22 protein-coding genes are annotated in these 22,473 nt (G+C 43.6%); 3 read left to right on the top strand and 19 right to left on the bottom strand.

The window, feature by feature from the left end; genetic code table 11:
* Positions 1-19: 19 nt before the first annotated feature.
* From A3774_RS00125 to A3774_RS00130, 3 genes are all read right to left on the bottom strand, one after another.
* A complete protein-coding gene (locus A3774_RS00125; protein WP_231867900.1) occupies positions 20-226 on the bottom strand; it encodes a hypothetical protein in 207 nt (68 codons plus the stop codon).
* 32 nt (positions 227-258) lie between these two features.
* Positions 259-480: a hypothetical protein gene (locus A3774_RS16550; RefSeq protein WP_075107871.1), complete on the bottom strand. Its 222-nt coding sequence runs from the start codon at positions 478-480 to the stop codon at positions 259-261.
* A gap of 236 nt (positions 481-716) precedes the next feature.
* On the bottom strand, positions 717-923 hold the full coding sequence (locus A3774_RS00130) for a cold-shock protein (RefSeq protein ID WP_067861674.1): 207 nt from the start codon (positions 921-923) through the stop codon (positions 717-719).
* Between the two features lie 288 nt (positions 924-1,211).
* Here A3774_RS00130 and A3774_RS16295 point away from each other — a divergent pair, with 288 nt between their 5' ends.
* On the top strand, positions 1,212-1,367 hold the full coding sequence (locus A3774_RS16295; protein WP_075107872.1) for a DUF2986 domain-containing protein: 156 nt from the start codon (positions 1,212-1,214) through the stop codon (positions 1,365-1,367).
* Between the two features lie 79 nt (positions 1,368-1,446).
* On the opposite strand, the gene A3774_RS17095 is transcribed toward A3774_RS16295, so the two are convergent.
* Both A3774_RS17095 and A3774_RS00140 read right to left on the bottom strand, forming a co-directional pair.
* On the bottom strand, positions 1,447-3,459 hold the full coding sequence (locus A3774_RS17095) for a methyl-accepting chemotaxis protein (protein ID WP_067861675.1): 2,013 nt from the start codon (positions 3,457-3,459) through the stop codon (positions 1,447-1,449).
* 434 nt (positions 3,460-3,893) lie between these two features.
* Positions 3,894-4,355, bottom strand: coding sequence for a CreA family protein (locus A3774_RS00140; RefSeq protein ID WP_067861678.1), 462 nt, complete (start codon positions 4,353-4,355; stop codon positions 3,894-3,896).
* A 92-nt stretch (positions 4,356-4,447) separates the two neighbouring features.
* On the opposite strand from A3774_RS00140, the gene A3774_RS00145 reads away from it, so the two are divergent.
* Both A3774_RS00145 and A3774_RS00150 read left to right on the top strand, forming a co-directional pair.
* On the top strand, positions 4,448-4,861 hold the full coding sequence (locus tag A3774_RS00145) for an MmcQ/YjbR family DNA-binding protein (RefSeq protein ID WP_067861681.1): 414 nt from the start codon (positions 4,448-4,450) through the stop codon (positions 4,859-4,861).
* Between the two features lie 142 nt (positions 4,862-5,003).
* Positions 5,004-5,525 carry a cytochrome P460 family protein gene (locus A3774_RS00150; RefSeq protein WP_067861684.1) on the top strand — a complete coding sequence of 174 codons (522 nt, stop codon included), beginning with the start codon at positions 5,004-5,006 and terminating at the stop codon, positions 5,523-5,525.
* Between the two features lie 72 nt (positions 5,526-5,597).
* On the opposite strand, the gene A3774_RS00155 is transcribed toward A3774_RS00150, so the two are convergent.
* The 14 genes from A3774_RS00155 to A3774_RS00220 form a co-directional block, all read right to left on the bottom strand.
* Positions 5,598-6,683 carry a sirohydrochlorin chelatase gene (locus A3774_RS00155; protein ID WP_067862422.1) on the bottom strand — a complete coding sequence of 362 codons (1,086 nt, stop codon included), beginning with the start codon at positions 6,681-6,683 and terminating at the stop codon, positions 5,598-5,600.
* A 181-nt stretch (positions 6,684-6,864) separates the two neighbouring features.
* Positions 6,865-7,971 carry an aminotransferase class I/II-fold pyridoxal phosphate-dependent enzyme gene (locus tag A3774_RS00160; RefSeq protein ID WP_067861687.1) on the bottom strand — a complete coding sequence of 369 codons (1,107 nt, stop codon included), beginning with the start codon at positions 7,969-7,971 and terminating at the stop codon, positions 6,865-6,867.
* Complete coding sequence (gene cbiB / locus A3774_RS00165; protein WP_067861690.1) at positions 7,968-8,906, bottom strand: adenosylcobinamide-phosphate synthase CbiB; 939 nt, start codon at positions 8,904-8,906, stop codon at positions 7,968-7,970. Before cbiB ends, A3774_RS00160 begins: the two co-directional genes overlap by 4 nt.
* Positions 8,903-10,405, bottom strand: coding sequence for a cobyric acid synthase (locus A3774_RS00170; RefSeq protein WP_067861692.1), 1,503 nt, complete (start codon positions 10,403-10,405; stop codon positions 8,903-8,905). The genes cbiB and A3774_RS00170 overlap by 4 nt, the downstream gene beginning before the upstream one ends.
* 46 nt (positions 10,406-10,451) lie before the next feature.
* Positions 10,452-14,381, bottom strand: a complete 3,930-nt coding sequence (gene cobN / locus A3774_RS00175) for a cobaltochelatase subunit CobN (protein WP_067861695.1) — start codon at positions 14,379-14,381, stop codon at positions 10,452-10,454.
* Between the two features lie 12 nt (positions 14,382-14,393).
* Positions 14,394-15,467, bottom strand: coding sequence for a cobalamin biosynthesis protein CobW (gene cobW / locus A3774_RS00180; RefSeq protein ID WP_067861698.1), 1,074 nt, complete (start codon positions 15,465-15,467; stop codon positions 14,394-14,396).
* Between the two features lie 59 nt (positions 15,468-15,526).
* On the bottom strand, positions 15,527-16,324 hold the full coding sequence (gene cobM, locus A3774_RS00185) for a precorrin-4 C(11)-methyltransferase (RefSeq protein WP_067861701.1): 798 nt from the start codon (positions 16,322-16,324) through the stop codon (positions 15,527-15,529).
* Positions 16,321-17,097 (bottom strand): precorrin-3B C(17)-methyltransferase, encoded by a 777-nt coding sequence (gene cobJ, locus A3774_RS00190; RefSeq protein WP_067861704.1) that lies wholly within the window; start codon positions 17,095-17,097, stop codon positions 16,321-16,323. The genes cobM and cobJ overlap by 4 nt, the downstream gene beginning before the upstream one ends.
* A 40-nt stretch (positions 17,098-17,137) precedes the next feature.
* Positions 17,138-17,941, bottom strand: coding sequence for a cobalt-precorrin 5A hydrolase (locus A3774_RS00195; protein ID WP_067861707.1), 804 nt, complete (start codon positions 17,939-17,941; stop codon positions 17,138-17,140).
* Positions 17,938-18,666: a precorrin-2 C(20)-methyltransferase gene (cobI, locus tag A3774_RS00200; protein WP_067861710.1), complete on the bottom strand. Its 729-nt coding sequence runs from the start codon at positions 18,664-18,666 to the stop codon at positions 17,938-17,940. The genes A3774_RS00195 and cobI overlap by 4 nt, the downstream gene beginning before the upstream one ends.
* Complete coding sequence (locus A3774_RS00205; protein WP_067861713.1) at positions 18,663-19,937, bottom strand: bifunctional cobalt-precorrin-7 (C(5))-methyltransferase/cobalt-precorrin-6B (C(15))-methyltransferase; 1,275 nt, start codon at positions 19,935-19,937, stop codon at positions 18,663-18,665. The genes cobI and A3774_RS00205 overlap by 4 nt, the downstream gene beginning before the upstream one ends.
* Positions 19,937-20,578 carry a precorrin-8X methylmutase gene (locus tag A3774_RS00210; RefSeq protein ID WP_067861716.1) on the bottom strand — a complete coding sequence of 214 codons (642 nt, stop codon included), beginning with the start codon at positions 20,576-20,578 and terminating at the stop codon, positions 19,937-19,939. The genes A3774_RS00205 and A3774_RS00210 overlap by 1 nt, the downstream gene beginning before the upstream one ends.
* The gene (locus A3774_RS00215) at positions 20,575-21,342 is read right to left on the bottom strand and encodes a precorrin-6A/cobalt-precorrin-6A reductase (protein WP_067861719.1); all 768 of its coding nucleotides are present in this window, start codon (positions 21,340-21,342) and stop codon (positions 20,575-20,577) included. The genes A3774_RS00210 and A3774_RS00215 overlap by 4 nt, the downstream gene beginning before the upstream one ends.
* Positions 21,339-22,460: a cobalt-precorrin-5B (C(1))-methyltransferase gene (locus A3774_RS00220; protein ID WP_067861722.1), complete on the bottom strand. Its 1,122-nt coding sequence runs from the start codon at positions 22,458-22,460 to the stop codon at positions 21,339-21,341. Before A3774_RS00220 ends, A3774_RS00215 begins: the two co-directional genes overlap by 4 nt.
* Positions 22,461-22,473 lie beyond the last annotated feature (13 nt).

The raw sequence follows: 22,473 nt of genomic DNA on the forward strand, positions 1-22,473 counted from the left end.
ATTAAAACACTAAAAGTGATTAAGACTGTTGGCGATACTGAATAATTAAATCTATTACATCGTGATCACTGGCCACAGCTTCTAACGACTCATTTAATGTCCGGCGTTGCGGTAAAGCAATATTAAATTTATTGCGTAATAACCGCTTAACCTCAATATCGGATGCAGGATCTATAGGCTGTCCTGCAAAAACATTTATGCGTTCTAGAACAAAAGATTTATCCATCAAATCTAGTTTCTCTCGTATTACAGATAGACTTAGTTAACAATAGCACGAAACTGACTGGACACATGTTCGGCAGGATAGTTTCGCTGCAAAAAGTGACTCATGTCCTCAGCAGGCATCAAACCTGTTATTGGCTTCCAAGTTTTTCGTTTAGATTCGGACGCTGTCACAATCAATTCGTAACAAGTCCATTGATCATAATGTATACCTTGGAATTTAGATACACATAGATTTTCACTGAGATTTTCCAGCAAAATATAAACTCCTATTTATTTTCAAATAGGACCTAATTATCAGCCAATTAGCAGTAAACCAACTAACAACTACAATAAACAACTAAAGGTAAAGAGCAGAAATAAATATTGCTATAAAACAGAAAGGAATTTGTAGATAGATCAAACTATTTAAATGCGGGTGTAAAATAAAAAGAGCATGATAAAATCACGCTCTTCTAGCCTTCAACTCAAAGAGTTAAAAGAAATAAACTGTATTATACAGGACGAATATTTTCAGCCTGTGGACCTTTCTGGCCCTGAGTTACAGAAAACTCAACTTGCTGACCTTCAGCAAGAGTTTTGAAGCCATCACCCTGGATTGCAGAGAAATGAGCGAAAACGTCTGGACCAGACTGCTGCTCAATGAAACCAAAACCTTTTTCTTCGTTAAACCATTTAACAGTGCCAGTAGTAGTAGACATGTTTGTCATCCTATCTTAAATAAATAATTAGCCTTAATTCAGGCTGTTAATGCGCGATCTTTTACTTTTACTTATGAAAAACAGGACGAGGAATTACGGAAATACTTCGAAAGGTTGTGCATAAATAGCGGATCAATCTCAAGCTGGAAACAGAATATACTGCAGGAAGGCCTGTGTCAAAGGTTATAAGTATTTATTTATATAAAAAGACAAATGGTGATTAAATTATATAAACATCTATAATCCGCCCTACACCTACCTAAGTTTGACTACACCAAGGCTTACCTTATGAATCGGAAGAAAAAGATCTCTCAAATTTTCAAAAAAAGGTTAAAGAAAGCAAATGCTAAAAAGGCACCTCTGAGCACTAAGCCTCGATACATATCAAAAGCCGATCGTGTCGATATCGAAAAGCCAGCTAGCGACGCTGCACCTACCTCCTAAGAGGATACTGGCCTGCATCTACAAAGGGGACAAGTGCTATTCGGAGCAAGAAGAACTTACTCCAAACCGCAACCACAAACTAACGAGAAGTATCTATTTTCCGTAAACGCTCAATCGCTTCGACTTCTCTATCAATACTATCCATTTCGGTCTCAACATCCGATATGTACTCAATACTATCCCTTACCTGCTCACTGGTCTCTGCGGATGATCCAACAAGACCACTCATCTCATCACTTAATGCCTTAGAGCTTTCAGAAACTTGACTCATAAAGCTTTCCATTTCTGAAATCGTATCTCGGATAGCAGTAATTGACCCCGTTACCGCATCAATCGTTTTCCCCGTTTCATTCAAGCTATGCTGAGTGTTATGGGAAAGCTGCCTAACCTCATCAGCGACAACAGCAAAGCCTCTACCTGCCTCACCTGCACGCGCAGCCTCAATCGCAGCATTAAGCGCCAAAAGATTAGTTTGATCAGCGATGCTAGAGATAACGTTCAAAATCGTTAAGACCTCTTCAGAGTTCTGTTTCAAGTCTTCTACTTTTAAGTGCAAGTCTTTACGCGATTCACCTTGATCTTCAATACCTTTAGAAAAACCCAAAAACTTCTGCTGAATATCATTCAGTACATTACCTGTTGTTTGCGCATAGCCGGAAACATGATCAAAACTACCAACCATTTTTCGTAACAAGGGACGATACGCACCCATACATTCAATTAAGTTATTTTGTAAATAATTGATCTGTTCTAAACTATTGATTCGAGCATTCAAAAAGTATTGACGGAAATTACTATAGTGATAAGGAAACTTATCAGCGTATTCATCTTGAAATCGCTCACCTGGTTGAACTTTAAAAAAGAACAAAGCAGTAAGGGTCTGATTCATATGAACACCGAGCAATTCCCCAAATGTGGAAAAGCCAGCAACGCTCATATTGTCAAAATCATGAACTTGCGCAAGTTCATTAGTATTATTCAAACGACGCAACACGCAATCATTTGCCAACATCGCGACAGGTTTACTTGATTTCCCGTGTAAAAAATCACGGTAATCCTGACTCGTTGTTTGAGCAAAAGGCTTAGCTTTAACCAAATATAATCGATCGCCGAACTCTAAATCACAGAAAAATGCGATACTCCCTTCAGCCTCATTAATGGCAGCGATAGAACGGATAAATAGCTCTCCACCAATTTCAACCGCAAAGGAATAACCGACAAGTGCATCACCTAACTGAGAGGCAGAACATTTAAAATGCTCACAGAGCAGATCTACGATAGAAGTTAACTGGTTATTACCATCACGAATGACTGATTGAACAACACGCGTATAGACATTAGATTCTGCAACGATAAAGGAGGTCGACGTTTTGTCAAAATTATGCGCTTTGAATACACCATAACGCATACGAGGCGCTAACTTAACAAAGATAACAACAGCATGGTTGTGCGCTACACGCTCCCCATCAAAAACAAGGGCTTGTTGAAAGTCTAATTTACCACCAGCTGAACCGCCAACAAAATAACAAGGAAATTGACCACTTTCATACAAACCTTGCATGAAAAAGTTTTCGCTGGCTGACAAACCATCAAAAAAGGTTAAGGCTAACGTGTCTTGATAATTAATATCAAAAGGTACTTGGATACGTTTAAATTCTTCAGCGAATTTAGCCACGCGTTCCTTTCTTGTCATTGTCGGATTACCAGCACGAATATCTTCACAATGAAGCGGTACTGACCTAATCGCCACATCAGCAAAAACATCGCTACTGTAACTTTGAACAACTATATGATCCCAATGATTATCGGCATCGTGGTACAACTTTTGTCCACAGGAACTTAACTCTCCAGCCGTCATTACGCCTACGATTTTAGGTACATCAGGCATGGCTAATTTTAGCTGTCTAATTGTGCTTTCAAAGTCGATATGCGGCGAAATAAACGCAATCACCAAAGAGACCGATGCCCCGTCGAAAGCGAGCATAGCAAGATTGTCGGCAGAGATTTCTCGACTACTGAGAGATTTAACTTTAATAACTTCAGCATCAGCAAAAGGAGTTTTTAACGATTTACTGCGTCCAAACCAAGACATTAGCGACCACCCATATATCCTAAAAAAACGTTTTTATGACATTATTAGAATTATAGCTCTAATAATTATCATTTTTACGCCTTATTATTTTTTATAACCTTAATTAAAGCCGCTGACAGCTAATTTGAACAAGCTGCTTAGCAAGATTTGCTACTTAAGCACCACCAATACAAGACTAAAGCAGCACCCTATAGAGAGTAACCTTCTGAATTGATCAGAGTATCTCTGATGAAGCGTCTAAAAATAAGTTAAGCCTATTGATGGATAAATATGGTTACACACCTTCCCACCTAAACCCGATAAATACTGACTACTTAGAACAGCCCTTTAACGGTGATATTTTAACATTCAACCGCGAACAATAAATTGTAAACGCTGATGATTTATCACTGAACTATCGCGTCATATTATTTGGTCACATTTATATACGTTGCCTATTCAGCCTCCTTAGCCTGATAGGCTTGAGTTCCCCACAAGGGCACAGTAGACAAACTATGTTTATAACTGCCTGAGGTTTCCTTTGTAGAATAGGAAACATACATCAAGGTTTGAGAGCTTGCATCAAAAATACGTCGTATTTTTAATGATTTAAACAGAATACTTTTCGACTTTTTAAACACAACCTCTCCTGATTTTGACTTATCTATCTGATCAATCATCTCAGGACTCATTACTCCTGTCTGGCGGCAAGCAATAGCGCCATCACTAGGATCCGCAAAATCTAAATCGGCCTCTATATTTGCAATATGACAAGTAACGCCTGTCACTATGGGATCGACAAACACACTAACCTTTATATCTTTTGTGGTTAAAAAACCAAGAGATACATCACCCACTTCGTCATCACTACAACCTAATAACAGAGAGAAAATGCTAATCAATAGAACATTTTTCATGCTTATCCTTGTATTATTTATATTTTAAACTTACAGCAAAAAGTATCGCGCCAACCAAAATATTACTCAATAAACCCAAGGGCAGTGACTTTATGGATTATAAACAAGCAGAAAAACACGCTCTCTCTCGTCCTGATGCTTATAAAGAATATCCCTTTGGTCCACAAACAGTGGTATTTAAAGTAAAAAATAAAATGTTTGCTCTATTAGGCATATGCGGAAAAGCAGGAAAGGAACTCGGTGCTGAGTTTGCCGGCTGTGCTTTTTTAAACCTCAAATGCGATCCTGATGAAGCATTTATGCTACGTGATATATTTCCTGAGATTCTACCGGCCTATCATATGTCCAAGAAACATTGGATCAGTGTTGTCCTAAAACCAACTATGCCAGAAAAAGAGATTGAACGATTGATTGATCGTTCCTATGGCCTAGTAGTTAAAAGGTTAACGAAAGCCGAACGAACCCAGCTCGAACTAACCTACTCTCCCGAACAACTTTATCGCTAAAGGCTACATCTCAAACCTGTCATCGAATAAATCGTTCTAAAAATAATCCAAATAATAGACTCTTAGTAAATTTAATGTATATTAATTACATGTTAAGTATCACTTCAAAAACGCAAAAATAATAATATGTGAGGATGAAGAAATGAAAAAAGTTATAGCACTAACCGCAGGCATCATAGGTAGCTCTCTTTGTTGGGCGGGTCCAGGAGATGAAATTAATTTCCCAGCAGACTACTTGACCAACTTTACACCTTACCTCTCTCTTAATCGTACACAAAACCCTGACCAATATATTAGATTATATATTAACGATAAAGGGCTCAGCGGTACTGAAGAAAATGGTCAATTACCTTACGGTACAGTGATCGTTGGGGAAGTTTACAAAGTAGAAAAAGATGCCGATGGTAAAGTTATCAACTCCACCTTAGGAGAGAGAGTCATCAATAAGCTGGCTGTGCTTGCCGTGATGGAAAGACGTGAAGGTGCAGCCGCTGAGTACCCAGAAGGCATGGGTAATGATGATTGGGATTTTGCAGCATTTAAACCGAGCGGCGAAAGAGCCAATAAAGACTTAACCCAATGCGCGGCATGCCACGCTCCCCATACAGGTTCTCATCACCTGTTCTCTTATCAGCACATTATTGCTGAACAAAATAGAAAATAAACACGCCCAACACTAATCAGGGGGCTTAATCGCCCCCTGATGCTGAATCCAAATATCAATCACATTTGCCCACTACTTATGAGCTATAGCATCCTCAGGTTTTGATAAGCCTATTTTATCCTTCTCTTCATCAAGGATTTCCTGTGGAAACTGGCTCATAAAGCAACAACACACCCCTTCGCCTATCATTGTACGAGGACCTAGGGGGTGCCCTATATGTTCATAGACTCCATGGGAATGTTGATGATCATCTGCATGGCTATGCGAGTGGTGATGGCTATGCTCATGGCCATGAGTATGGTGTTCATGCTCCGGATTAAATTCAGCATGATGATGATGAATATCCACCTCACCGGCGGCTAAACGTCGCTGGAAAGATTCCATCAAGGATTCACTGGGCGATTGCCCCTCATCCTCTAAAATTTCTCGCACCCTTATCTCAAATGCATCAATGACTTTTTCATGATCATTTAGATAAGGAGTTTTAATAAATTCAAATTCAGGATTTTCCGTAGCAACTTTATCCACATAACCGAAAATGCGTTTAATTAAACGACCTGTGAATAAAAAATAGGGCGCGACAACTATACGTTTAAAGTCGAGTTTAATTAAGCGTTCTAAGCCAACGCCTACCGAGGGATAAGTCACTCCAGAATAAACGGTATCTGCCCAACCAAAACCCATATTTTCATTGACTATGCGGGTTAGTTTAGCGGCTTCAGCGTTCGCCTCAGTATCAGAAGTACCACGACCGACAACAACCAACATAGTGTCATAAAGATTATCTGGCGGATTGGCCGGATCAAGACCTAAGGATTCGTAAATACGTGCTTGAAACGCTTCGATCATCGCGGGGTGTAAGCCTAATTCTTGACCATAATGTACAGAAACCCCATCGTTTTTCTCCGCATAGGTAGTCAACACCGATGGAATATCATTTTTGGCATGTGTCGCCGCAAACAACATCCCAGGTACCGCGTAAATATCATCAACACCTTGCTCTAGTAAGGAGTTAAGCCCCATATGGATATTAGGTGCAGAAAATTCTAAAAAACCATACTCGATAGGCATATCAGGAAAGCGCTTTTTCAACCCCTCAGCCACACGACTAAATTCACGCTCTGCATCTTTATCACGGCTACCGTGACCACACACCATAATACCTTTTTTAGGCACTGGGCTATCTCCAATAAAACTTAAAAAACAGGTTCTGAATTTTACCCGAGTCAAAACTAATTGCAGCCTCTTAAGAAAAGAATCTATCAATCAGTCTCAAATACATCGAGCATCTACAGAACCAATATTTATACCTAAGTGAAAAACACTTGGGTGACCTAATTCAATCAAATGTTAAAATAAATTCATCTATCACTTGCTGCAGTTTCAACACTATAGATTCATTCTTAGCATCAATAATACCAAGCCGCAAAAGGCTCAAATCAGAAGGTTTATTCAACGCTACCCCCTCTTCAATCACTCGTAACAACACACCCCGTTGCGCAAAAAAGTCATACATCTGCTCTAGCTGCTCACTCTCTACCCACCAACTACTAAACAACAGAGAAGTCCCCTGCATTTTAGCCTCGATACGTTTTAATAAAGGCGAAAACAGCGTCAGTGTTCTTTCACTATTTAGCCTAATATTTACGCGGTTATTCATCTGCCAAGTACGGTTATTGAAAGCATCTATAGCTACAGCTTGAGCAGGTCCATTGATCGACCAAATCCCAATCCGATTATGTACCGCCTGTAACACCACTTCAGGTCCAAAAAGAAACCCTAATCGCAATCCAGCCAAACCAAAGAACTTACCAAAAGAGCGCATCACCACTAGATTATCAACAGTATGAAACTCATCATAATGGGATAAGACACTCTGTTCAGGGTGCAGATCAATAAAGGCTTCATCGACAATCAAAAAACCACCTTCCGCTAACCTAGACGACCAATCAAATAACTGCGCCACTGAAAAGGATAATCCAGTAGGGTTATTAGGGTTGATAACCACTAGATGGAATGGCTCACCTTGTTCCAATTGAAACTCTATACGCTCTATCGCCACATCCTGATCAGTCGCGGGATAAAAATGAATATCTCTCTCATTCTCGCAAGCGTTGATCCAACTCTCTGAATGTTCTTGATAACCTAAGCTTGGTAAGAGTACCGGCAGCTTAGGTAGTAATTTAGGTAAGAGTTCAATCACCTGCTGACTCCCACTACAAGCGGCAAAACGATCACTACCGTAATAGAAAGTAACCGCCTTCTTAAACTCAGTAGAAAGATAAGGTAACTGCTGAAAGCAGATCTCATTCAACTTAGGGATAGGATAAGCGCAAGGATTAATCCCCGTAGATAGATCGATCCACTCCTCTAGCTCAATACCATATCGCATGGCCGCCGATTGCAGATCACCACCATGGATTAACTTAACTGCTTCTGCTTTCACAGGCTTGCACTCTGCACAGAGACTAAAACAGCAGTCACTACATAGATAAGAACCACCCAAAAAATCAGAACTCGATTAACTAATTCACAAGCAAGTTTAATACTTTCAGCTGACGGCTTATCGCCCGTTTCAGGTCCCAGAGCTGGCCGTTGCTGTAACTCGCCATGGTAGATTGCCGCTCCTCCTAAAGAAACATTAATGGCCCCTGCACCTGAGGCCATTACAGGGCCTGCATTTGGGCTTTTCCAAATACGCCCTTGCTCACGCCATGCTTTTATCGCAATAGCAGTATCTCCAAGCAACGCATAACTAGCAGCCGTCAACCGAGCGGGAACAAAGTTTAATAGGTCATCTATACGCGCAGCGCACCAACCAAACTGCACATAGCGTGTGTTTTTATAGCCCCACATCGCATCAAGGGTATTACTCAAACGATAAAGAATTACACCCGGAATACCGAGTAAACAGAACCAAAACAACGCTGAGAAAATAGCATCTGCACCATTTTCTAAAACCGACTCTGTAGCAGCAGAAGCGATCGCTTCCTCCTCAAGCTCTGACGTATCTCGACTAACAATCATCGATACCGCTTGACGCGCAGCCTGCAGATCTCCCCTTTTTAAAGGTTCAGCAATTGCCATCCCATGACTTAACAAGCTCTGCCAGCCTAGGCCAAAATAAAGCACAACACCCGCTACAAGAGCCATTAATACAGGCATATCCAGCAAGCTATATTGCAAAAGAAAACCCAAAAAAACCCAAGGTAAAACAGCTAGACACCAAGCAAGAACGCCACCCTTTTTATCATTCAGATTAAAGCGTTTTTCGAGCAAGCTCGCCATATTGCCAAAACCCACTAAAGGATGAAAACGCTTAGGTTCTTTAAACCAATAATCTAACAACAGAGCAGCCAATAAACTCAAAGCAATACTCATACGGCTGATCGCTCCTCAAGATCCAGCAATGCACTTAATAAGCTAAGTGGCATCACCGCCTCGACCGCATCGGCTAAACGATCAATTTGCTGATCGCGGAAAGCGGGATAATCAAAACGCTCTGTTTGTGTAAGACCAGCCCAACCTAATAACTCAGCCAGTAGCTGAGGGTGATCGAACACCCCATGTAGATAGGTTCCTAAAAGCGTATTATCGCTATTACGTACCCCCTCATAGCGCTGCTTACCCCCTTCATCAATCAACTGAAATAGAGGTGTTTCTAAAGCGGGGCCTCTACTCTCACCTGCATGAATTTCGTAACCTTTAACCTCTATCTCACTGCCACACAAATAGCCACTAACATTACGAAGACACTTATCATCCATTAAGGTCGTTTCCATATCTAATAACCCTAATGCAGCACTAGAACCGGCCGTTGATTCAATCTTATCGGGATCATGAACCCAATGACCTAACATCTGATAACCGCCACAGATACCAATCACTTTACCGCCTAAGCGCAGATGTCGTTTTATAATCACATCCCATCCATGTTCCATTAGCCATTGCAGATCACCGCGTACATTTTTACTACCAGGTAAAACAATCAGATCTGCACCAGCAAATAGCGAAGCCTCTTTCATAAACTCACAATCAACCTGAGGGTGCATACGTAAAACATCAAAATCTGTATGGTTGCTGGCCCTAGGATAGAGTGGAACGACCACTTTTAACTGTTGATAGTTTCCAGCATTTTTCTGTTGCTGGTTGACCGCATCTTCCGCCTCTATATGCAGATTAGCCAGATAAGGTATAACACCTAATACAGGCACTCCGGTACGAGCGGTCAACCAATCAAGTCCCGGTTCAAGTAGTGAGACATCACCCCGAAAACGATTGATCACAAATCCTTTTACCCGCGCCTTTTCTGACACACTAAGTAACTCATAAGTACCCAGTAGATGGGCAAACACGCCGCCACGATCAATATCGGCCACAATAATAACGGGGCAATCTATACGCTCAGCAAAGCCCATATTAGCAATATCATGCTCGCGCAGATTGATCTCCGCTGGGCTCCCTGCACCTTCAACAATAACCGCTGAAAATTGCTGCTGTAACCGTTGATGACTTTGCACAACTTCAGTTAAAAGCTGCGGTTTAAAAGCATGGTATTCCGTGGCTTTCATATTGCCGATCGCTGCTCCGTTCACAATCACCTGTGCGCCTATATCGCTATTAGGTTTAAGCAATATAGGATTCATATCAATCGAGGGCGCTAGATAACAAGCTTCGGCTTGAACCGCCTGAGCACGGCCTATTTCACCACCATCCGCTGTCACCGCGCTATTTAATGCCATATTTTGCGGTTTAAAAGGGACCACTGATATCTTATGGCGTGCCAAAATACGGCAAATCGCAGTCACTAAGATACTTTTACCCGCGTCAGAGGTCGTACCTTGTACCATCAATGTATGGGGTGATCTAAATCCGCTCATCTATCTAAATTCCAAATACGGGCATTTATCTGTAGATACATTCTGTTTATATCGACTCTTGTTGTTCATCAATTTCTAATAAAAGATCTTGTAAACGCTCACTATAGTCACCCGGTTCCTGCCATAATCCCCGCTGAGTTGCCTCTAATAACCGCTCGGCAATCTCTTCTAATGCATGGGGATTATGTTGTTCTAAAAACTCGCGATTCTGTGGGTCAAAAACCAAGGCATCAGATACTTTTTCATATTGATAATCAGCAATCAGATTAGTCGTCGCATCATAAGCGAAAAGGTAATCCACACTCGCCGTCATCTCAAACGCACCTTTGTAACCATGCTCCTGCATTGCCCCAATCCACTTAGGATTTAATAGACGGGAGCGAATCACACGATTTAATTCCTCTTTTAAGGTACGTACTTTAGGCTTTTGCGGGTTAGAATGGTCATTATGGTAAACCTGCGGCGCTTCACCTTTATACACTTCGACCGCATTGCTCATACCACCTTGAAACTGATAATAGTCATCGGAATCTAAAATATCGTGTTCACGATTATCCTGATTTTGTACGACCGCCTCTAAAGTGGATAGCTGATACTGAAAGGTCTCAGGTACCGCTACACCATCATCTTGCATTACACCCTCTGTACTCTTAACAGAAAAAGTACCGGTATAAGCGTAACCGCCCCAATTGAGATAAGCCTCTGCAAGATCACTCTTTTGCTCCCAGCAGCGTTCATCAATCAACCCTTGCAACCCCGCCCCGTAGGCTCCTGGTTTACTACCAAACACACGATAACTGGCTTGGCGTAGAGCCTCTTCGCTTGATACGCCTTGCTCTACCAACTGCTGCTGGCGTCTCTGTATATTTTGCTGAATAGTATTACTACTACCCGGCTCTTCTAAGGCTGCAATCGCTTGCACTGCGGCATCATATAAGCGCATAACATTAGGAAACGCATCACGGAAAAAACCCGATACTCGTAAGGTTACATCAACTCGTGGCCGACCTAAGAGTTGGCTACTAATTATCTCAAAGTCCACCACCCGATTGGAACCCGGTGCCCAAATAGGACGCACCCCCATCAAAGCAAAAGCTTGCGCAATATCATCCCCGCCGGTACGCATAGTTGCAGTACCCCACACTGAGAGACCTAAACTACGTGGATAATCACCTTGATCTTGCAGATGGCGTTCAACCAAAGCTTGTGCTGAACGCTCACCTATAGCCCACGCAGCAGGAGAAGGTATAGAGCGATTATCAACAGAATAGAAGTTGCGTCCTGTAGGTAAGGTATCTAAACGCCCCCGAGTCGGCGCACCACTGGGGCCCGGATTAACAAATATGCCTTGTAAACCATCCAGTAATGATTGGATCTCTAACTCAGCACTTTGCAGGAGTGCACGATAAAGGGTGGCTTGCACATAGGCGAGCTGCTCTTTAATCCGCGGTAGCTCCGCCAAGTCATCAAGAGACTGGGGCCTTAATATATAATCCTGAATCAGCTGTAGGGCGAGTAGCTCTAAACGTTCGCGAGTATCCGCTTCACTCCGCCAAGGTTGATCAGATATAGCAGCTAAAAGTTTCGGCTTTTTACCTTGCCAGCTTTTCTGTGTGGCCTCTAATGGATCAAACGGATAATCTAGACCCTCTGCAAGATTGAGATCAACAGCGAGGTTATGCAAAATACCTTGAGCACTCGGATCGTCGCCTCGTGGGAGACGTAACAGAGCCACTAAGGTTTCTGCTAATTTGTCAGGGTTAGGCAGTTCACCCAAGATATGTAAGCCATGACGAATCTGCGCCTCTTTAATATCACAAAGGTAAGCATCTAACTCAGTCAAGACCTCATCTTTATCCACTAGATCTGACGCACCTAATTCCTCTAACAGATGCGTATCTTGTACCTGTTTAAGAATCTCATCTCTTAACCACTGCTGACGTTTATCATCCATCCCCATCGCTTGATAATACTCATCCACCAGCCCTTCCAGAACGGCCATTTCGCCATAAGTTTCAGCACGACTCATCGGCGGCATAAGATGATCAATAATCACCGCTTGAGTACGGCGTTTTGCTTGTGCCCCCTCTCCTGGATCATTGACAATAAAAGGATAGAAGTGAGGCATAGGCCCTAGGGCTATATCAGGCCAACAGTTTGCTGATAATGCACTGCCCTTGCCCGGTAGCCACTCTAAATTACCATGTTTTCCCACATGGATAATCGCATCGACTTGGTAACACTCACGCAGCCAAAAATAGAAGGCTAAATAATTATGAGGGGGAATCAGATCTGGGTCATGATAGTTAGCCACTAAATCAATATTAAACCCCCGTGCGGGCTGAATACCGACAAAGGTTTCACCTAAACGAATACCTGACAGCATTAAACGTCCATTCCGGTATTTAATATCCTGTTCAGGACCGCCCCATTGTTCAAGCACCGCGTGCTGAGAGGCTTCAGGTAATTGCCTAAAGCAACGTTGATAATCCGCTAAAGCTATACTCTGCCAACAGGGCAATTGATGAAGTGTATTAGGGTTATTGGTCACAGCACCCAATAAAGCTTGGATTAATTGATCGCCGCTCTCAGGCAAGCTATCAAGTGGATAACCCGCACCCTGCAATGCCTGTAAAATATTCAAAGCAGACGCTGGCGTATCTAAGCCAACTCCATTGCCAATACGGCCATCTTTAGTCGGGTAGTTAGCTAAAATAACCCCTATACGCTTATCACTATTTGCTTTAGTAGACAGCGAGGCATAACGCTTAACTAATTGGGCAACAAACTGCGCCCGCTCTTTATGGAGCTGATAGCGCACAACAGATACTTGGCTATGATCATCGTAATAGGCCTCGCTTTTAAAACTTAAAGCGCGGGTATGAATACGCCCATCCATCTCAGGCAAAACCACTTGCATAGCGATATCACGGCTACGTAAACCTTGCTTATGGGTTTGCCAATCCTCTTCTGTACTACTCGATAACACCAGTTGTAATACTGGCACTTTACGCATAAAGGGTGAATAAAACTCACTGGGTTGCGAACAAAGATCAGGACTTGCCACCGTATTTGAGGCAAAACCCGTGCTATTGATAATCAAACTCGCTCGGCTCTGCTCCAACAGTGCATTCACTAACGCCAGTGATTCAGCATCTTTCAAGGAGGTAATCGCCACGGGCAAAGGCTTGATCCCTTGATCTTCTAACTCAGCGATCAACTGATCAAACATCTCTGTATTACCGCTTTGCAGGTGACTCCGGTAAAACAGTAATAACGCCGTCGCCTCACTATCCTGTTTGGCTACATTCTCTGCCCAACGCTGTTGCCACTCATTGAAAGTGGCTTGCCCTAAGGCTTTTATCGATTCTTTTCGTACTGTTTTCTCATCTGTCACCGGCATATAAAGCAGGCACTTAGGTAAAGAGGTAGGTTCATGCCAGCGCAGAGGCAAAGCTAAATATTCACTGCTTAAGGCATTCAGTAAATGCAACGAGTTATCCACACCCCCTTCGCGTAAATAGCGCCAAACACGGATACATTCTGCTTCAGAAACTGAACTGGCCTTAATTAACTGCGGATCTAAGGCATCATCACCAGGCACTATAATCAAGGTTCGATCCGTATCAGCCGCCGCCCAATCTTGTAACCGCTCAAACCCATATGCCCAGTAGCTTGCGCCGCCTAAAAGCGATAACACCACAACTTTCGCTTTATCTAATACTTTATCTTCATACAGATCATAGGCCGCAGGTTTTAATAACTGCATCCAATTGGCAAGGCGTATATCTGCTAACAGCCCTTTAGCTAAACCATCTAATGGCCCCTGCTCCTGATAAAGAGAGACAGCGGCAGCTAAGGCCCCCAGACTACTGTCTGCGGCAGAAAGAATAACCAGGTCAGCCGGTGTTTGGTTTAAATCGATAATACCTTCATCATCAACAAAACCACCGGGTTGGGCAGCAAGTAAGTGCATAGTTACTGTCGCCTAAACTAAAGCGTCTTCAAGTGCGGCTTTAATAACAGATTTCTCAATCCCTTTGCCAATAAAAACCAATTGCGTTTTAGGCTGATCCGCTCCCCATGGACGGTCAAAATATACATCTAAGCGTTTACCAACGGCTTGTAAGACTTGACGCATAGGTTTTCCCGGCAAAGCGGCAAACCCTTTAGCACGGTAGATATTAAATTCACTTAACAGGCCTTTAAGCGCCACTTGCAACTTATCGCTATCCACCTCACCTAGTGTAATAACAAAGGAGTCAAAGTGATCATGGGCATGATCATGATGTTCACCATGCGCGTGATGATGATCATGGTGGTTATGAACATCGTGAATACGCTCTTCTGCTGCGGCATCGAGCCCCATCAGCGTATCCAATTCAGCTTCACCATTACTGATATAGGTGGTCTTAACGGCACTCGGTACTTTAGCGCTAATCACCGCTTGAACCCGCTCCCGTTCAGCAGCCCCCAATAAATCATTTTTACTGACAACCACAAGGTCTGCAGCGCTAAGTTGATCATCCAATAATTCTTGTAAGCTTGGATCATGGTCTAGGCTTTCATCGGCTAAACGTTGCGCCTGAACCTGTTGCGCATCATGAGCAAAACGCCCCGCAGCAACCGCTGGCCCATCAATCACCGTAATCACCGCATCAACAGTGCAATACTCTTTAATACCCGGCCAGTTAAACGCTTGAACTAAGGGTTTAGGTAAGGCTAAACCGCTGGTTTCAATAAGGATATGGTCAATATCATCACGACGCTCAACTAACTGTTTCATCACTGGAAGGAACTCTTCTTCAACGGTACAGCAGATACAGCCATTAGCGAGTTCATAGATACCATTTTCGCCACCCGAGGCAGTGGCTTGCTCATCATCACAATCCAGCGGGCAGCTACGTAATAGATCAGCATCAATATCGAGTTCGCCAAACTCATTAACAATTACAGCAATACGTTTACCAGCGGCTTGCTTGAGTACATTAGATAACAAAGTCGTTTTACCGCTACCTAAAAAGCCGGTAACAACAGTGGTTGGGATCTTATTTAGTTGCATTCTATCTACTCTTAAAAGTCGGTTTAGGCTTAAATTCTGTTATATAGCAACGCTTAAACTCAGCGCTTGTCGCGGTTAACTGTGCGTGGTTTTTCAGGTTTCACCTTGGGCCGATAGATATGTGCTTGGTCTTTTGCATAGAGATAGGACTCTTCAAAATCATCACAATCTAAAACATGCCCTACCAAAATTAACGCAGTGCGGGTAAACCCCTTTTCACGTACTTTCTCGACAATATTACTTAAGGTTCCAACCACTTTGTCTTGATCTGGCCAGGAGGTGCGATAACACACAGCCACAGGACAATCTTCTCCATAGTGGGGGATCAGCTCTTCAACAATTTTATGAATGCGGGTCACCCCTAAGTGAATCGCTAAAGTCGCGCCGCTTTGAGCCAATTGCGGTAACCGCTCCCGCTCAGGAAAAGGTGTTTTCCCCTCATAACGGGTCATAATAATGGTTTGTGACACACCGGATAGGGTTAACTCTTTTTTAAGATAAGCCGCTGAAGCCGCCACAGCGCTAACACCGGGAACCACTTCATAATCAATATCTTCAGCTTCTAAGCGCCTAATTTGTTCACCTATAGCGCCATAAAGTGATGGGTCACCACATTGTAAACGGGCAACATCTTGGCCCGCAGCGTGCGCTTGATGAATGTGCTGGGTAATCTCATCTAGATCTATGCTGGCGGTATCAATAATTTTCTCGGCTTTGCCTTCAACCGAGGCCAGTACTTCACGAGGAATCAATGACCCCGCATACAACACTACAGGGCACTGCTGTAAAATCCGTTGACCTTTTAATGTCATTAGCTCAGGGTCACCTGGGCCAGCACCTATAAAATAAACCGTCATAGTTTTTTACTGTATCCCCGCGGGGTATAAACCCACTCTTTACTGCCGTTAACAATATGCTTAGATTCGCTGTTACCTACACTCACCATGGTGAACATATCCACATCTTTAGCGTCTAGCTGGTCTAACCGAATAATACGGATTGACTCATCTTCACGGGTTAGCTGGCGGCCCAGCAATACAGGTGTTTCGGCTGGGCGGTATTGCAATAGAATGTCGCGGGCGCTGTTCAGCTGCCAATCCCGTTTTTTCGATACAGGGTTATAAAATGAGATAACAAAATCACCACTACCTGCACTGTGAATACGCTTCTCTATAGTTTCCCAAGGCGTTAAAAGATCCGACAAAGAAACAGTACAGAAATCATGCCCGAGCATCGCCCCCACACGACTTGCACCCGCCTGCATAGCAGATATTCCGGGGATCACTTCAATCTCAACATCCAGCCATTCGGGATGAGATTCTTTACCTTGTAACTGCAGATCTAGTAACTCAAACACTAAAGTTGCCATGGCGTAGATGCCTATATCACCACTAGAGATTAGCGCAGTGGTTTTACCACTCGCAGCAAGATCTAAAGCTAGACGCGCCCGGCCAATCTCTTCACCTAAAGGCAGATCATGGTGTGTTTTTCCATCACAAACACCGCCCAATAGATCTAAATACAACCCATATGCCACTAGATCACTACTGGCGTTAATGGCTGTTAACGCTTTAGGCGCAACGAGCTGTGAATCACCGGGGCCGGTACCTACTACATATAACTGACTCATCTATCTCTCTAATCTATTTAGTTATTGGGTAATCAACGCATTAACTAGCGTAAGCTCTGGCTATTGCACAAGTCGCTTTAGCGGTTTTCTGTTTATTCATAACCAGTTCCGCTTGTTCAACTAGGCTAGCTTCCAAGGCGATATCGGTCTGCTTTGAATACGCTGCCGCACATTGCAACGCACTATAAAGCGCGGCTGATTCCGCAACTCCGTAAACACCAACAATGCTATGAACATAAGTTGAGCGCGTACTTAATTGCTCTTCAACTGTGCTTAACTGCTGTTTATTCCACGTTAGGAAGGGAATACCAAGCTTGGCAGCGAGTGAGATCAAACCTTGCTCATCTGCTTTTATATCAATACTGCTTAAACAACTGATCTGTTTAATAGACAGCCCTTGCTGCTGTAAAGATTGCATAAACAAACCTTCCAGCTCTGCTTCTGGACAGTTGCGCTCACACCCCATACCTACACTATAAATAGGGTGTAGATAAGCATTAGCTGTAGTAATGACCGGCTCTGCATTAATCAGCTTAGAAACCTGTAATGCCCAATCATTAGCCCCCCCTTCATGCCCTGATAATAGAGGGATAACAAACCGTCCGTTTTCATCTAATACCAGTACCGCGGGATCTGTATATTTATCGGCTAAAACAGGCGCAAGACTACGCATCACAATACCGGTCGCACAGATAAAGATTAAGCGTTCACCTGCCGTAAAATAGGTTTGCACTTGTTGGCTAAAGGGCTGAGGTTTATGGGATAACAGCGCATCATTTAATTGTGCCACCAAGCGTTTACCTAATACTTGGCCTTTATCCGTCAGACTGATCACACGTATCATTGGTTCTCTCTTCCCTGACCACGCGCCACGACAAAAAGGGAAAAATAAGGACCTGCGACTCGATCCAACCTGCTAAGATCACTGACAATTTTTTGATTATCACGCCCTATATATTCAAGATACTTAGCCTCACCTTGACGACCTGATTGCTCTAATAAGGCTAGAATTCGTGGTCGTGCTTGGCCTGCTTTCATAATAACCAGAGAATCATACTGGTTAAGCCCAGCAAGAATCTGCTCATCACTATGACGACCATTCAATACAGCAAAGGATTCTTTCAACATCGTTAAAGGTTGCGTTAAACAGGCGGCGGCAGCATTAATAGAACTAATTCCCGGTACAACTTCACAACTGTACTCCCCTTGTAAACGCTCTAATAAATAACTAAAAGAACCATAAAAAAGTGGATCACCTTCACATAGAAACACTACATCTAGTCCCTTATCTAACTGTTCAGCGATCGCTTTTGCACCTTGATCGTAGGCTTGATTCGCCAAATTGCGTGCTTTAAGCATAGGCATATAAATGGGAATTTCAGTTTGCTCCCCTACAGCCAATTCGATCGCCTCAAGGGCTATGCGACGGGCCTGTGATTCACCCTGATCATTAGTTAGAAAACTGAGGACACCCGCATGCTGAATAAGCCGCCACGCTTTCACTGTAAGAAGCTCTGGATCACCAGGACCCACCCCTACGCCGATAAACCGCCCTTTAACAACATTCACGACAAGGGTTCCTTTTTAAACAGGTACAAAGTAACCGGTAAGCTGGGACGGTACATAATCTGGCCCGCTAAACGATCACCACGACTAACACTTAATTGGAGGGTTTCATTCTCACTATCTGCCCTCTGGGTGCGCGTTTGATTAAACTGATAATAATCGCACTTACTCTGTTCCGTCACCGCTGAACCGAGCAAAATCCCCCCGGGAGGAAGTAAGGTCCATATTTGATCTAGCAACGCCGCTAACTCACCACCACTGCCACCAATAAAAACCTTATCAGGGGCCGGCAGATCAGCTAATGCTTGAGGTGCTCGACCTTCAATAATAGAAAGGTTACTCACTACCCCAAAACGCTGGCGATTTTGTTCTAAACAATCAAAACGATCAGAGTGATGCTCTACGGCATATATATCACTATTCGGATTCCAATAAGCCAGCTCTACTGCAACACCACCACAACCGGCGCCTATATCCCAAACACACTCACCTTTAGCCACTTGCAACAAGGAGAGAATCGATAAGCGCACCTCCCGTTTAGTGATCATTCCACGGCCCGCATCCTCTTTATCGGTCACAAAATGCTGGTCAGGAATACCAGGGAAGGCAGGTAGAAATCCTTGGTTACAACCGGGTTCAAGTAGTGTTACATGCAAAGAAGCGAACTTAGTGGAACGCCCTGTATTAGAAAGGGTTTGAGCTGTAAACGATCTGATCATCTCCTGTGGATAACCAAGCATTTCACAAACCGTAATTTTGGCCTCAGAAAACCCGCAAGCAATACACTCATTGGCTAAAGCTTCAGGAGTACTGTGTTTATCGGTTAAGAGCAATAAAGGTTGATCTTGACGCAGGCGTGTTCTTAATTTGGATAAAGGGCGCCCATGTAAACTGAGCACTTCAACATCCTGCAAAGCAATTCCTAATCGGTGACAGGCGACTTGCAGACTAGACACCGCAGGATAAAAGGTGAGTAATTCAGCCGAGAAATAACGGCTAAACCAACGACCAATCCCGTAAAAAAGCGGATCACCTGACGCTAAGACTAAAACGGTCCGGCCCTTTACAAGTTGCTCATCAATTAACGCTTTAAGCGCAGATAATTTAGGCAGAACTATGCTTTCTTTACCAACTGGTATTATCTGCTCTAAGGTATCTAACTGCCTTTCTGAGCCAATAACAAGGTCTGACTGATGCAACGCTTGTAGTGCCTCTGCCGATAGGTCGGCCTTAGCATTAACACCTAAACCCACCACTTGAATCTGGCCTGTCATTAGTAATACTCCCCACGGATACAACGGAGTAAAGCGTTACAACTGGCCGCACTTACGGCACTACCTCCTTGCCGACCCAGTAACGTAATGCACTCAATACCTAAATTTTGATGCTGATCCCATAAAAGCTGCTTTGATTCCGCCGCGCCAACAAACCCTACAGGCATACCTATAATCAACGCGGGTTTATCCGCTCCCTGCTCAATCAGCTCTAGTAATCTAAACAATGCAGTCGGCGCATTACCTATCACTACAACACTACCCGCTAACTGATCACGCCACAGTTCAACTGCCGCCATAGAGCGTGTTTCACCGCTCGCTTGTGCCAATTCAGCCGCTCGCGAATCATTTAGATAACAAAGTGGCGGCTGATTGATCATACGCTTAGTTATTCCCTGTTTTACCATCTCCACATCACAGAGGATATTGGCTCCACGCGCTAAAGCACTAATCCCTGATTCACACGCCTGCGCACTAAAACAAACACTACTGGCAACCTCTGGCATACCAACACTGTGCACTATTCGCATCACCACCTGTTGCTGCTCACGTGTTAAATTTGCAAGATCCGTTAACGCGCGGATCTGGCGAAAACTTTCTTGCTCAATCGCTTGAGGGTTGATCTCATATATCACAGTCACACTCCAACCCTTTTATTCTCAATCTTATTAACTACGTCATTAACCGAATCTAATAAACAATCCGCCGCAGGTAACTGCGGTCGCTCTAACATAAACACAGGAACACCTAATTCACGGGCCGCCGCTAACTTAGCTTCAGTCGCGCTACCGCCGCTATTTTTACTCACTAAAAGATCCACGTCATACTGAATCAATAACTGTTTTTCATTTGCATGATTAAACGGCCCTATTGCTTTTAACCACTGCATCGTCTCAGGCAACTCAGCTTTGGGAGGCGCTGCCGTTCGGATAATCTGCCTTTGCCCAGTCAGCTCTGCTTGCAACTTAAACTGATCAACTAAAGGCTTCTCTATCTGTCCCGCCGTTAAAAATATACTGCGATAAGGCTCTGTTGCTTTGATCAATCCATCCCAGTTATCAAACAACTGCCATTGATCCCCCTCTTGAGCCTGCCAGGCTGAACGATGAAAGCGCCAACAAGGAATAGCTAACTCAGCACAGGCAGCAACAGCAGCCGTACTCATTTGCAACGCAAAGGGATGAGTAATATCAATAACTAAATCAAAACCTAACTCCCTTAAATAATGTGTTAACCCGCCCCGTTGAGTGAAACCACCGCTAATCACCTCACACGAAAATTCGGGCACGCGGACTAAACCCGCCACACTATAAGTGACCTGTAGCGATTTCAGCAGATCTCTATTTTCCAGCTCCGCAACGACTTTACGTGCATCAGAAGTCCCGCCAAGGATTAGTATTTTCACTGTAGATCCTCAGCCTTAACATGTCCGACAAACTGCCCTTTACGATCAGTCGCCCACACCTCTAACTCCATTTCAGGCAATCTATCTTTTAACATCCCTTGGGCGGCTATAAGCGCTCTACTACACACCTCCGAGGCCAGATCTAAATGTTGCTCTTGGCACAGTTTCAACACTTCCATACTGGTATTCGCTTGTAATATTTTTTCCACCAATCTTGTATCTGCACCAACAGCAACGGCCATCTCAGCTAAATGTTTAAAATCAATACTGGATGCTCGGCTATTAAGATCCATATGCCCCTGCGCCAACTTACTAATTTTGCCAAAGCCGCCGCAAATAGTGACCTTTTCTACTGGCGCTTTCTTTAAATGTTTCAGTAACGCGCCGATAAAATCACCCATCTCAATTAACGCCATATCCGGTAACTGATACTGTTTTTTAATCGCAGCTTCACTAGTACTGCCCGTTGTTGCTGCAACATGGGAAATTCCATTTGAGCGCGCAACATCGATTCCCTGTCGAATAGACGCAATGTAAGCAGCGCAGGAATAAGGCCGCACAATACCGGTTGTACCTAAGATAGATAAACCACCCAAAATACCTAACCGAGGATTCATCGTCTTTAAGGCGATCTGTTCGCCATTCTCAACCCCAACAGAGACTTCAAACCCACCACTGTAGTTATAGGTCTCCGCGCTCTTAATAAGATGTTCCTGCATCATTTTCCTGGGTACGGGATTGATCGCAGGTTCACCTACTTCAAGCACTAAACCCGCACGAGTGACTGTACCTACACCCTTAGCCGGTTTAAAAAACACACCTTTCTCTGCAATTAACCGCAACTCCACAAACACTGTGGCACCATGAGTTACATCTGGATCATCCCCTGCATCCTTGATGGTTGCAGTGCGAATACCTTGCTCGGTATCGCCCAGTTGTTGATAACTTTCTATTACTAATTCGACCAACTGCCCTCTGGGTAATAACACCTCAACCTTAGCTGGCTGTTTAGTCGCCAGTAATGCCTGAGCAGCAGCCACACAACAAGCAGTTGCGCAGCAGCCAGTGGTTAAACCGCTGCGCAATTCCTGTTTCTGTTCACTACTCTCAGGCCACATATCGCATTAACCT

It is taken from the genome of Neptuniibacter marinus (assembly GCF_001597725.1).
In the GTDB taxonomy this organism is placed as follows: Bacteria; Pseudomonadota; Gammaproteobacteria; order Pseudomonadales; family Balneatricaceae; genus Neptuniibacter; species Neptuniibacter marinus.

Bases quoted from the DNA above. Each gene is read 5' to 3' on its own strand.
- A3774_RS17095 (WP_067861675.1), bottom strand. From the start codon at position 3,459: ATGTCTTGGTTTGGACGCAGTAAATCGTTAAAAACTCCTTTTGCTGAT.
- A3774_RS00170 (WP_067861692.1), bottom strand. From the start codon at position 10,405: ATGAGCGGATTTAGATCACCCCATACATTGATGGTACAAGGTACGACC.
- A3774_RS00195 (WP_067861707.1), bottom strand. From the start codon at position 17,941: ATGATACGTGTGATCAGTCTGACGGATAAAGGCCAAGTATTAGGTAAA.
- A3774_RS00130 (WP_067861674.1), bottom strand. From the start codon at position 923: ATGTCTACTACTACTGGCACTGTTAAATGGTTTAACGAAGAAAAAGGT.
- A3774_RS00205 (WP_067861713.1), bottom strand. From the start codon at position 19,937: ATGACAGGCCAGATTCAAGTGGTGGGTTTAGGTGTTAATGCTAAGGCC.
- A3774_RS16295 (WP_075107872.1), top strand. From the start codon at position 1,212: ATGAATCGGAAGAAAAAGATCTCTCAAATTTTCAAAAAAAGGTTAAAG.
- cbiB (WP_067861690.1), bottom strand. From the start codon at position 8,906: ATGAGTATTGCTTTGAGTTTATTGGCTGCTCTGTTGTTAGATTATTGG.
- cobW (WP_067861698.1), bottom strand. From the start codon at position 15,467: ATGCAACTAAATAAGATCCCAACCACTGTTGTTACCGGCTTTTTAGGT.
- A3774_RS00155 (WP_067862422.1), bottom strand. From the start codon at position 6,683: ATGGTGTGTGGTCACGGTAGCCGTGATAAAGATGCAGAGCGTGAATTT.
- A3774_RS00220 (WP_067861722.1), bottom strand. From the start codon at position 22,460: ATGTGGCCTGAGAGTAGTGAACAGAAACAGGAATTGCGCAGCGGTTTA.
- cobJ (WP_067861704.1), bottom strand. From the start codon at position 17,097: ATGAGTCAGTTATATGTAGTAGGTACCGGCCCCGGTGATTCACAGCTC.
- A3774_RS00150 (WP_067861684.1), top strand. From the start codon at position 5,004: ATGAAAAAAGTTATAGCACTAACCGCAGGCATCATAGGTAGCTCTCTT.
- cobN (WP_067861695.1), bottom strand. From the start codon at position 14,381: ATGCACTTACTTGCTGCCCAACCCGGTGGTTTTGTTGATGATGAAGGT.
- A3774_RS00145 (WP_067861681.1), top strand. From the start codon at position 4,448: ATGGATTATAAACAAGCAGAAAAACACGCTCTCTCTCGTCCTGATGCT.
- cobM (WP_067861701.1), bottom strand. From the start codon at position 16,324: ATGACGGTTTATTTTATAGGTGCTGGCCCAGGTGACCCTGAGCTAATG.
- A3774_RS00140 (WP_067861678.1), bottom strand. From the start codon at position 4,355: ATGAAAAATGTTCTATTGATTAGCATTTTCTCTCTGTTATTAGGTTGT.
- A3774_RS00125 (WP_231867900.1), bottom strand. From the start codon at position 226: ATGGATAAATCTTTTGTTCTAGAACGCATAAATGTTTTTGCAGGACAG.